A 10612-nucleotide genomic window follows, 5' to 3' on the forward strand; every position below is an offset into this window, starting at 1 on the left:
ATGCCAAAACGCACCGACATTCACAAGATCTTGATCGTAGGCTCGGGCCCCATCGTCATCGGACAGGCCTGCGAATTCGACTACTCCGGCACGCAAGCTTGCAAGGCGCTTCGTAGCGAAGGGTTTGAGGTCGTCCTGATCAACTCGAACCCCGCGACGATCATGACCGATCCGGAGATTGCCGATCGCACTTACGTTGAGCCGCTCACGCTCGAGGCGGTGCGTGCGGTGATCGAACGCGAGCGACCCGATGCGCTGCTGCCGACGGTCGGCGGACAAACCGCGCTTAACATCGCGGTCGCGCTCGCCGAAGACGGAACACTCGAGCGCCTGGGTGTTGAGCTGATAGGCGCGAAACTCGAAGCGATCAAAGTTGCAGAGGACCGCCTGCTCTTCAAACGTGCGATGGAGGAAATCGGGCTGGAAATGCCGCGTTCCGGTTACGTCAAATCAATCGCAGAGGCGCGCGAGCTCGCGAAGACTCTCGGCTATCCGGCGATCATCCGCCCGTCGTTCACGCTGGGCGGCACGGGGGGCGGCATCGCATTCAACGCCGAAGAATACGAAGCCATCGTTCCTCGAGCGCTCGCTTCTTCGCCGGTGCACGAGACCTTGATCGAGCAGTCGATCATCGGCTGGAAAGAGTATGAGCTTGAAGTGATGCGCGACCTCGCCGACAACGTCGTCATCATTTGCTCGATTGAGAACTTCGACGCGATGGGAATTCACACCGGCGATTCGATCACCGTTGCGCCCGCGCAGACGCTGACCGACCGCGAGTATCAGGTGATGCGCGACGCCGCGATTCGCGTCATCCGAAAGGTCGGAGTCGAAACCGGCGGCTCGAACATTCAGTTTGCGCTCAATCCGCAAGACGGCCGCTTGATGATCATCGAGATGAACCCGCGTGTGTCGCGCTCTTCTGCTCTGGCATCGAAGGCAACCGGTTTCCCTATCGCCAAGATCGCGGCGAAGCTCGCCGTCGGCTACACGCTCGACGAGATACCCAACGACATCACTCGCAAGACGCCCGCCAGCTTCGAGCCGACCATCGACTATTGCGTCGTCAAAATACCCAAGTGGGCTTTCGAAAAGTTCCCCTCGAGCGACCCTACGCTGGGCACTCAAATGAAGTCGGTCGGCGAAGCGATGGCTATAGGCCGCACCTTCAAGGAAGCCTTTCAAAAAGGGCTGCGCTCTCTCGAAGTTCGCAGCGCGTTCCGGGTGCCTTCCGATCTTGACGATACGGAGCTGAGGCGCAGGTTGGTGGTGCCGTCCGCGGAGCGCGTCTACTTCGTGATGCACGCTCTGACCTTGGGCTATTCGACTGAGGAGCTTCACGATCTGACAAAGATCGATCCGTGGTTTCTCGACAACCTTTCTCAGATCGTCGAGCGCGAACGCGAGCTTCGGCGCGAGCGGATCGAGACAATCTCGCCAGGCGACCTGCGCGAGGCCAAGCGAATGGGCTTCTCCGATCAACGGCTAGCGACCGTGCTCGGAACGACCGAAGACCGCGTTCGCCGCACGCGGATCGAAATGGGAATCCGGCCCGTCTTCAAACGAGTCGACACCTGCGGCGCGGAGTTCGAGTCCTTCACTCCTTATTTGTACTCGACCTATGAAGACGAAGATGAAGCCGACCCGACTTCGAACAAGAAGGTGATGATTCTGGGTTCGGGACCTAACCGCATCGGGCAAGGCATCGAGTTTGATTATTGCTGCTGCCACGCGGCGTTCGCGCTGAAGGAAGAAGGCTACGAGTCGATCATGGTCAACTGCAACCCCGAGACGGTCTCGACCGACTATGACACTTCCGACCGCCTGTACTTCGAACCGGTTACCTTCGAAGACGTGATGGAAATAGTCGAGCGCGAGCGACCCGATGGAGTCATCGTTCAGTTTGGCGGGCAGACGCCGTTGAATCTCGCGATGAGTTTACTCGAAGCGGGTGTCCCAATCATCGGCACGTCGCCTGAGTCGATCGACCTTGCTGAAGACCGAAAGCGATTCGGCAGCCTGCTAGTCGAGCTTGGCATTCCACAGCCGCCCAATGGAACCGCGACGTCGAATGAAGAAGCTCGCGACGCGGCGGTCGAGATCGGTTATCCCGTGCTTGTGCGGCCGAGTTATGTGCTTGGCGGGCGCGCGATGCAGATCGTCTACGATGAAGCGACCCTCGACAACTACATGACTTTCGCCGTCGAAGCTTCGCCGGAGCACCCGGTGCTGATCGATTCATTCCTCGAAGACGCGGTCGAGATCGACGTCGATGCCCTGGCCGACGGCGAGCGAGTCGTCATCGCGGGCATTCAACAGCACATCGAAGAAGCCGGCATTCACTCAGGCGATTCGTCGTGCGTTCTTCCACCCTGGGGAATCAAGCTCGAGCACCTTGACGCGATGCGTCGTTATACGCGGGAGCTTGCTCGTGCCTTGAACGTGATCGGGCTGATGAACATACAATTCGCGATCTGGCGCGACAAGGTTTACGTGCTGGAGGTGAACCCGCGGGCGTCGCGGACTGTGCCGTTCGTATCAAAAGCCACGGGCGTCCCGCTCGCGAAGGTTGCAGCTCGGCTGATGGTTGGGAGGAAGCTTTCAGAGTTCAACCTTCCCGATGAGCTTGCGGTGGATCGCTTCTACATCAAATCGCCGGTCTTCCCTTTCGCGAAATTCCCAGGCGTCGATCCGATTCTCGGCCCTGAGATGCGCTCAACCGGCGAAGTGATGGGAGTAGCAGAAGGCTTCGGCAGCGCTTACTTGAAAGCTCAGCAGGGCGCTGGCACGAACCTTCCGCGAGAAGGAACGGTGTTCATCAGCGTGAACGATCACGACAAACGTATCGTTCTTGAGCTTGCGCAGGAGCTTCACGAGATGGGTTTCAAGCTGGTTGCCACACGCGGCACGCAGAAGAGACTTGAAGCGGAAGGCTTGCCGTGCGGATTCGTCTACAAGGTAACCGAAGGCCGTCCCAACATCGCCGACCTTGTGAAGAGCAAACAGGTTCATTTGATCATCAACACCCCGCTCGGTCGAACTTCGTTTTATGACGAGCGCTCGATCCGCCGCGCGGCTATTCAGTATTCGGTGCCGTGCGTGACGACGATGACCGGCGCAGTCGCGACTGTGGCAGCGATTCGTGCGCTGCGGGAAGAAGAGCTTCAGGTGAGGAGTCTCCAGGATTACCACGCTCAAGCCGCGAGCAAGTAGAGATTATTCAGCGAGGCCACCGCATTGGAGTCTAGCGTTACTACCGAGCAGGTCTCAAAGCTTAAACTGCATCCCTTCCAATTCGGTCACAGTTGTCGCACGACACATAAGACACTTGTCATTTGCCGCGAGCGTGGAAACATCCATGAAGATACTACCGCACTTGAGCCGCCAACAATCAGTCCCGGCGACCATGCCGCAGGGAATGAGCCCGGAAAAATAAGCGATCTCGGCTCATTCTGCAACAACGAGATTGGTTGACTTCCAAAGAATGGCACATCACTCCTTTCCGATGATTTGCGCAATTCTGAGACTTGACTCTCAAGCTTCTTCTTTTCTGCTTTGCTGATGTTCAGTTGCGAGATAGCTTTCTTCAATTCCGACTCCTTGCCCCTAAGCTGAGACCACGTTTCGGCCAAATGCGTAGTTTGTTCAGCAATATACCTACAAGATCCGTGATACGCTTCCGATAGTTTGATGCCGTAGTTTTCGATTTCGGTCTCTCTAGCTTCTTTCGAATGATCTTCTCGTTTCGAATGATCTTCTCGACGAGGTGTTCGGGGTGTTTAAGACGAAGTTTAAGCGAGTGAACAGCCGGCAGTGTCGAGAGTCGGCTTACGATGTAATCACCGGTTGCTTGCAATTCGCTACCCGAGCTTACGTGGAGACTATAAATTCTTTCCAGGTCGTCCCAGCTGAGGCCGGTTTGATCAAATTCTTCCTTGGTAAACGAGTACCGCTGCAGGAAATTGGCTTGGTCTAACTTCAACGGTGTTTCGCTCAATGTCTCCCTCCTCGAAGGTCGTCTAGCTCCTTACGCCTCAAGCCCCAATCCTCCATATCCCGGGTTCAAAGCGTACAGTTCGTTACATGCGTTCCGCAAGTGGAGACGTCCGGCCGCAGGTTGGGTGCCAAGCTTGCAACAGGCCGCCCAGCGCACTGGGCTACGGAGCTTTCCAGAAAGGCAGATGCGTGATTCGGTTCACCCATTCATCCGTGTCGGACGCCAACCAGATCAAAAGGAGTTCCTGGCAAGTGCGTGACTCTCCCGGTTGAGACTGGCACCGGGAAGATACGCGGGCTATGGGGCACTAGGCTTGTACTTTTCGTGGTAGCTGGTGCAGCCAGAGTCACAAGTTACCCACCGCGAGCCCGCCTCGGGCAAGTCAGTGACGACGAGCAGATGATTGCACTTCGGGCAGCGCGCTTTCACCTCAACGCCCTCGCTAAAGGCCAGGAGGGCTTCGAAGACCTGCTCCATCTCTGGGTGTTTCGCTAAGACCTGTTCGGGAATAGTTTGCACTGCCATGAGAGTCTAGTACCTCATAACCAGGTTCGGATAGGTTTCCATGTTGTTGCCGGTAGAAAGCATTAAGCCGGCGCAGCCGCGCCTGAAGCTCGGTCACATAAGCTTCGCGATCACGACGGAAAGCCTCTTCGGTTTCTTCCATCTGAGGCGCCATATCTCGGCAGAGCGAAAGGTAGATGCTGACGCTCTGCTCGATTGTGAGCTGCTCGGCAGAACGGCGTTCTTCTCGCGCGGCTTTATCCCAGCCTTCGCATAGTGTTTTCAACTCCCGCATACGGGCTTGATTATGTCAGTTCTCTCTTTGAGTCAGCTTGAGAAGCCGCTTGGGGCATTTTAAGAGCTCTTAGGGTTCTTCAGTCTCGCCGCCTCGACGACCTGCCGAATGGAATCGATGACCAACTCAGGCTGATCGCGATGAATCAGGTGGCCGCTCTTCTCGGCAAAGATATGCTTGCTTCGGCTTGAGCGTCGCGCGAGGTCCTCTTGCAGCTTGATCCGCAGCTCTTCTCCCTTCGGCGCCAGCGAACGCAACTGAGGCGGGTAATCGTCCGGATTGTAGGATGTCTTTCCGCGCGACAACACGACGAGCGGCACCCTGGTGCGCCAATTCGCGGCTTGCATCTCAGCGTTGCTCTTCTCCAAGTCGATTTGCGTAACTCCCAGTAGTCTTTTACCTCCGCGAGCCTCCATTTCTTTTCGAGTCTCCGCTGGTAACATCGCGAGCCACCTAGCGGTCTCTTCCTCGTGAACCGAATCGACGAGCACTATGCCGGCTACATCTTTTGGATAGAGGCTGGCATACATTCGCACGATGAGTCCGCCAAGAGAATGACCCACCAAAACGAGGCGTCCGGTCACCCCTGACTTAGAAAGCAGGAGGTGCAATTCGCGAGCTATCTGCGAGCTTGTCGTGGGCTGTTGCGGGGACGGATCACTCTTCCTCATTCCGGCTCGGTCATAGGAACAGACTCGTGTGAACTTGGCGATTTCAGGTTGAATGTTGCTCCAGGTTTCCGACGAGGCATTCAACCCGGCTTCCAAAACCACAGTCGGGCTGCCGATGACCGCTTCTCCTGAACAATTGATATAGAGTTTGCGACTACCAAGGTCAATCATACTACCCGCGGAAGATTTCTGAGTGGGAAAAGCATTGTGAGGACTGGCGGGGGTACCGGCTAACGGGACGGTTAGGATCGTGAGCAGGCACGCCGCGACTAATGTGAGTCTCATGGACTTGTCTCCGTCTAGATCCGCACGTTGCGATATCATAGCCCATCCTTGTTGGACACCTCCACTCCGCCGATTGTGCTTGCGAAGCAGTCTTGCGCTGGAGCGCCCGTACTTTCTTGACTGTGTGTTGGAGGGTGCAAAGACATTTCAAAGACTCTCGCCTTAATTTTTCCGAGCCTATTTGTCGAACGGCCGATTAATCTGTAAGCCGTTGGCCTTCGGCGTTGATATCTTGTAATCTTCGGCCTCGCGCCAATTCAACACAGAAGGCGAGCAAGCATGAAATATCACTTCATCTCGGCTGCAGGCCTCCTGATCTTTGCGGGAATCGCCTGGTTGCTGTCTACTGACCGTCGAAAGGTGTCATGGAAAACGGTCGCGTGGGGCATGGCGTTGCAGCTTGTGATTGGATTGCTGATCTTTCGCGTTCCAGGTTCACACCGCCCGTTTTTGTGGCTGAACGCCGGTGTTTTAGCTTTGCTCGACGCCTCGAAAGCCGGCACGGCTTTCTTGTTTGGGCCTCTTGCAAGCCCCGATGCGCCGGGATCGATCGGCTTCATTCTGATATTTCAAGTCCTGCCCGTCGCGATCTTCTTCGCAGCGTTCACCGCGCTTCTATATCACCTGCGGTTGCTCCAGTGGGTAGTGCGTCTGTTCGCAAAAGTCTTTCACCGCACGATGGCAATCAGCGGGGCGGAATCCTTGTGCGGTGCAGCGAACATCTTCGTGGGCGTCGAATCGGCGCTGGTGATCAGGCCCTATCTCGACAAGATGACGCGGTCAGAGCTGCTGACAGTGTTGACTACGGGGATGGCCACGGTCGCGTCGAGCACGCTTGGAATCTACGTGGCGTTCCTGACCGGCGTGTTCCCGCAGATAGCCGGCCATCTGCTGTCGGCTTCGGTGCTGGCGATTCCGGCGGCGATCGTCGTCTGCAAGCTGCTCGTTCCCGAGACTGAAACGCCTGAGACCGCGCTTGGAGTTCCGCCGGAAGACGAGTCCACGCGTGCGCGCAATCTGATGAGCGCGATCATCGCGGGCTCGATGGACGGCTTGAAGCTCGCAGCGGGAATCTCCGCGCTGTTGATTGCGATTCTGGGGCTCGTAGCGCTTGGCGACAAGATGCTCGGGCTCGGGAGCTCGTGGTTTGGAATGACCGAGCCGCTCTCGCTGGTAAGAATCTTGAGCTGGGTCTTTAGGCCGTTTGCCTACCTGCTTGGAATTCAGCCGAGTGACGTTCCTATGGCGGCGCGGTTGTTGGGAGAGCGCGTGATCCTGACCGAGGTTGTTTCTTACAACGATCTCGCTCAAGTTATCTCGAACGGACAGGTCAGCGACGGGCGCACGGTGGTGATCCTGAGTTATGCGCTATGCGGGTTCGCGCACGTGGCGTCGGTTGCGATCTTCGTAGGCGGCACGGCGGCGCTTTGCCCCAAGCGTCGCGACGATCTTGCCGCGCTTGGATGGCGCGCGTTGGTGGCGGCGACGTTAGCCACGTTGATGACGGGGTGCGTCGCAGGGATCTTTAGCAACGGCGAGGGCGTCTTGCTGCTCAGATGAAGGACCGGAGTGAGAAACGCTTCGGTCGTTTTCCGATTCAATTCGGCGCAACGTCCTGCGCGGCTGAGTGATGTAAACTTGCAGGCGAGTGCAATGCGAGCGAATCCATTCTCGAACCGCAGTTCGTAGTCACGCCTTGAGGCGGAGGTTCAGAGTTCAAGCTTTAGCTTGCTCCTAGTGCTTTACCCGATCGAATCACCCAAGCTAAAGCTTGAACTCTGAACTTCCGCCTGAAGGCCGAACTACGAACTACTAAAAAGGAGAACGAATATGCCTATCTATGTGACACTTCTCAAAAACACGGCGCAGGGCGCCAAGGAAATCAAGGACTTTGGAAACGCCGTCGAAGAAGCGGCCGGATGGATCGCTCGCGATGGCGGCAAGATACTCGGCGCCTATGCCCTTCAGGGTCACTACGATTTTCTCTGGATCACCGAGTACCCCGACGGGACGGGAATAGGAAAGTCGCTGTTGTCGGCGGCGGCCAGGGGGCTGGTTGTCACTGAAACCTTGGAAGCCCTCCCGATCGATAAGTTTGTATCGCTGTTGAAGTCACCCGCGATGACCGAGCGATTCGGCCAGATCAAGTCGTAAGGCGCTAACCGAGTTTCCTCGTTCGAATCAGCGCGATCTTGCACTCCGCATATCCACAGTGCAAGACTGGCATCCATGCGCGCAGTCGTGCAGCGAGTAACTGACGCCCGCGTCGAAGTCGGCGGCGAAATTGTCGGCGAAATCGGCGCGGGGTTTCTCGTATTGTTGGGTATCGCCGGCGATGATGCGAACACGGATGCCGATTATCTCGCGGAAAAGATCGTCAACCTTCGCGTATTCGACGATGACGAAGGGAAGATGAACCGGTCGCTTTTGGAAACGGCCGGAGCGATGCTGGTGGTTTCGCAGTTCACGCTTTACGGCGACGTGCGCCGCGGCCGTCGCCCCTCTTACTCAGACGCAGCAGAACCCGAGAAGGCAAACGAGCTTTACGAATACTTCGTCGAGCGAGTGCGATCATTCGGTGTAAAAGTCGAGACCGGCGTCTTGCAAGCAACCATGAAGGTGAGTCTGGTCAACGATGGGCCAGTGACCATGTTGCTGGATAGTCGAAAGCTGTTTTGAAGCTGAAGGGCCGGCAGTTCGGCATCACTCGAATGGTTGCCCTCTTCACCGGCCGTATGCGTTGCGCGTATGTTTGGACAGTGAGATGCAACGGCTGCTTCTGGCTTGGCTCAAGCAGTCTATTTCAGACCCGCATACTCTTTCTTCGCTTCAATCAAGATCGGCAAATCAGCATCCGCATCTTTCCATATTGCGAGGAAGTCCTGATAAGCTTTGCGGCTCCCGGCCAATAAGCAATCTGTGATTCAACTTCACGCCGCAGCACTTCATCGCCCGCGCACGCTTCATCGAGAAAGCCTGCACGTTCAGCGACTCCGCGTTCGAGCGCGGCCTGGGCCAGTTCATCGATCTGCTTCCATCGTTCGGGAGTCATTGCTCTCCCTTGCTGATCGCTTTCAGCAGCCAGCCTTTAGCGCTTCGCCATTCGCGCATTACAGTCGCAGGCGATACTCCTACGACCTCTGCTGTCTCATCTACGCTGAGCCCGCCGAAGTACCTCAACTCAACTACCTGAGACTTTCGCGGGTCGATTTCCGCCAGATCTTTCAACGCATCGTCAAGCGCGATCAGTTCCGCCGCTCGCTCTTCGGCGCCGATGACCGCTTCATCAAACGATACCTTGAGCGCGCCCCCTCCTCGCTTTGCATAGCCGCGGCTTCGAGCGTGGTCTACCAGGATTCGGCGCATCGCCTGCGCGGCTACCGCGTAGAAGTGAGCTCGATTCTCCCATCGCATGTTCTTGTGATCGATCAGCCTCAGATAAGCCTCGTTGATCAATGCTGACGTTTGTAGAGTATGGTCGGCGCGCTGACGGCGCATGTAATAGCCAGCTAACCGGCGCAGCTCCCGATATACCAGAGGGACCAGTTTATCGAGCGCAGTCTTATCACCATCGCGCCAATCCAGCAAAAGCCTACTTATCGTTCCGGGTGAGGGAGTCATGAGGCCCTCATTGCAGTGTGAGATTGAACCCAGGCGACGTGAGTATAGCACGCCCTGCATTTGCCATTTGGCATTCGTAAAGGAGCTGACCGGCCAATGATAGTTCTCAGATGCGATTCCCGACCTAGTAGGCGAGGGCAGAAAGAGATTGCCCTCCAGTTCAACGAAGCCACGGCCGAGCCGAGAGCTTCGCAAACGGGATCGCTTTATGGAAACCAGCCACCGGCACTCGACAGTCTCTACCCTCCTATCCGCTTTTTTCGCGCTAACGTTCATATGGCCTTGGGTCTCCTCGCTCGCACGGACGAAAAGCGAGTTTTACGGGGAAAAGACTGGCCTCAAAATCAATGACGCGGTGATAGAGGAGTTTGGGAAGGCTTGGCGTGCCGCTGGCGCAGGTAGATCCAAAACAGAAGTCGTAGTGCTGCTCTATCAGAACATCGATGGCTCTCTAGTGGCAAAGTCACTGCGCCCGTCTAACGAATACAAGCAGGTCACATTTAAATGGGACCCAGCCGCAATCGCAGTAGTCCACACCCACCCCAACGAATGCGATGCGGAGCCTCAAAGAGAAGACAGGCAAATAGCCGACAAGTCTCGCATTGCAGTCTACACCATAACCAGCCGAGGGATGTACGTATATGACCCCGACACCAAGAAGATCAGCATGGTGCACCAAGGGCTTGATTGGCTCGAATCAGCAAAGTGGAATCACGATCGGGCGGTCATAGCCCAAACACCATAGGTCACTAGAAGGTTCGGGTGCGCTTCGCTGGTAGAGGTGAGAACAAAGTGAAGGCCCCGGATGCTTGCGGCACCCGGGGCTTTGTTGGAGCACTTGGCTAAAGGCATTCCCGTAGAGGGTTGGAGATTGAACTCAAGCTGGTGTCTTTTCGAGTTTCTCAAGCCGGACTTCGTGATCGTGCTGACCGGCTCGCACTTCAACAACGTCGCGGCTCAGCTCCCCTATCATCCGCTCGTTCCGCCCGCGTAACTGTCTAATCTCGCCTTCGATCACATCGAGTCGTCCAAGCTTGCCCTCTATCGCATTGAGACGACCCTCCACCGCATCGAGACGCACTTCTATCGCATCAAGACGCCTTCCGTGATTCTCTTGCTCGGCTACTATTGTGTCGAGCCGAGAAACCACCACTTCCCACATCGGGGTGGTATCGCGCAGCCTGGCCTCAACCTTTGCATCGAGAGCCTCAACCTTTGCATCGAGAGCCTCAACCTTTG

Annotated in this window: 12 protein-coding genes; 6 read left to right on the forward strand and 6 right to left on the reverse strand. The window is 56.5% G+C overall.

Annotation, left to right across the window (positions count from 1 at the left end; genetic code table 11):
• Complete coding sequence (gene carB, locus AABO57_15545) at positions 1–3213, forward strand: carbamoyl-phosphate synthase large subunit (protein MEK6287154.1); 3213 nt, start codon at positions 1–3, stop codon at positions 3211–3213.
• An 86-nt stretch (positions 3214–3299) separates the two neighbouring features.
• On the opposite strand, the gene AABO57_15550 is transcribed toward carB, so the two are convergent.
• Together AABO57_15550 and AABO57_15555 are read right to left on the reverse strand one after the other, a co-directional pair.
• Positions 3300–3590 carry a hypothetical protein gene (locus tag AABO57_15550; GenBank protein MEK6287155.1) on the reverse strand — a complete coding sequence of 97 codons (291 nt, stop codon included), beginning with the start codon at positions 3588–3590 and terminating at the stop codon, positions 3300–3302.
• Positions 3591–4294: 704 nt separating this feature from the next.
• Positions 4295–4522 carry a hypothetical protein gene (locus AABO57_15555; GenBank protein MEK6287156.1) on the reverse strand — a complete coding sequence of 76 codons (228 nt, stop codon included), beginning with the start codon at positions 4520–4522 and terminating at the stop codon, positions 4295–4297.
• 40 nt (positions 4523–4562) lie between these two features.
• Here AABO57_15555 and AABO57_15560 point away from each other — a divergent pair, with 40 nt between their 5' ends.
• A complete protein-coding gene (locus tag AABO57_15560; GenBank protein ID MEK6287157.1) occupies positions 4563–4778 on the forward strand; it encodes a hypothetical protein in 216 nt (71 codons plus the stop codon).
• 77 nt (positions 4779–4855) lie between these two features.
• Here AABO57_15560 and AABO57_15565 read toward each other — a convergent pair whose 3' ends face one another.
• Complete coding sequence (locus tag AABO57_15565; GenBank protein MEK6287158.1) at positions 4856–5752, reverse strand: alpha/beta hydrolase; 897 nt, start codon at positions 5750–5752, stop codon at positions 4856–4858.
• A 279-nt stretch (positions 5753–6031) separates the two neighbouring features.
• On the opposite strand from AABO57_15565, the gene AABO57_15570 reads away from it, so the two are divergent.
• From AABO57_15570 to dtd, 3 genes are all read left to right on the forward strand, one after another.
• Positions 6032–7312: a nucleoside transporter C-terminal domain-containing protein gene (locus tag AABO57_15570; protein MEK6287159.1), complete on the forward strand. Its 1281-nt coding sequence runs from the start codon at positions 6032–6034 to the stop codon at positions 7310–7312.
• A gap of 270 nt (positions 7313–7582) precedes the next feature.
• A complete protein-coding gene (locus AABO57_15575; GenBank protein MEK6287160.1) occupies positions 7583–7906 on the forward strand; it encodes a GYD domain-containing protein in 324 nt (107 codons plus the stop codon).
• Positions 7907–7981: 75 nt separating this feature from the next.
• A complete protein-coding gene (gene dtd, locus AABO57_15580) occupies positions 7982–8431 on the forward strand; it encodes a D-aminoacyl-tRNA deacylase (protein MEK6287161.1) in 450 nt (149 codons plus the stop codon).
• A gap of 154 nt (positions 8432–8585) precedes the next feature.
• Here dtd and AABO57_15585 read toward each other — a convergent pair whose 3' ends face one another.
• Positions 8586–8804, reverse strand: a complete 219-nt coding sequence (locus tag AABO57_15585) for a hypothetical protein (protein MEK6287162.1) — start codon at positions 8802–8804, stop codon at positions 8586–8588.
• The gene (locus tag AABO57_15590; protein MEK6287163.1) at positions 8801–9373 is read right to left on the reverse strand and encodes a sigma-70 family RNA polymerase sigma factor; all 573 of its coding nucleotides are present in this window, start codon (positions 9371–9373) and stop codon (positions 8801–8803) included. The genes AABO57_15585 and AABO57_15590 overlap by 4 nt, the downstream gene beginning before the upstream one ends.
• 208 nt (positions 9374–9581) lie before the next feature.
• Between AABO57_15590 and AABO57_15595 the strand changes: the two genes are divergently transcribed.
• Positions 9582–10118: a hypothetical protein gene (locus tag AABO57_15595; GenBank protein ID MEK6287164.1), complete on the forward strand. Its 537-nt coding sequence runs from the start codon at positions 9582–9584 to the stop codon at positions 10116–10118.
• Positions 10119–10250: 132 nt separating this feature from the next.
• Here the strand turns inward: AABO57_15595 and AABO57_15600 are convergent.
• The coding region (locus tag AABO57_15600; protein ID MEK6287165.1) for a hypothetical protein at positions 10251–10612 on the reverse strand (362 nt) is incomplete at its 5' end.

This window comes from Acidobacteriota bacterium, assembly GCA_038040445.1.
Classification (GTDB): Bacteria; Acidobacteriota; Blastocatellia; order UBA7656; family UBA7656; genus Onstottus_A; species Onstottus_A frigus.

Coding starts and splice junctions, on each gene's coding strand:
- carB (MEK6287154.1), top strand. CDS start 1: ATGCCAAAACGCACCGACATTCACAAGATCTTGATCGTAGGCTCGGGC.
- AABO57_15555 (MEK6287156.1), bottom strand. CDS start 4,522: ATGGCAGTGCAAACTATTCCCGAACAGGTCTTAGCGAAACACCCAGAG.
- AABO57_15560 (MEK6287157.1), top strand. CDS start 4,563: ATGTTGTTGCCGGTAGAAAGCATTAAGCCGGCGCAGCCGCGCCTGAAG.
- AABO57_15565 (MEK6287158.1), bottom strand. CDS start 5,752: ATGAGACTCACATTAGTCGCGGCGTGCCTGCTCACGATCCTAACCGTC.
- AABO57_15570 (MEK6287159.1), top strand. CDS start 6,032: ATGAAATATCACTTCATCTCGGCTGCAGGCCTCCTGATCTTTGCGGGA.
- AABO57_15575 (MEK6287160.1), top strand. CDS start 7,583: ATGCCTATCTATGTGACACTTCTCAAAAACACGGCGCAGGGCGCCAAG.
- dtd (MEK6287161.1), top strand. CDS start 7,982: ATGCGCGCAGTCGTGCAGCGAGTAACTGACGCCCGCGTCGAAGTCGGC.
- AABO57_15585 (MEK6287162.1), bottom strand. CDS start 8,804: ATGACTCCCGAACGATGGAAGCAGATCGATGAACTGGCCCAGGCCGCG.
- AABO57_15590 (MEK6287163.1), bottom strand. CDS start 9,373: ATGACTCCCTCACCCGGAACGATAAGTAGGCTTTTGCTGGATTGGCGC.
- AABO57_15595 (MEK6287164.1), top strand. CDS start 9,582: ATGGAAACCAGCCACCGGCACTCGACAGTCTCTACCCTCCTATCCGCT.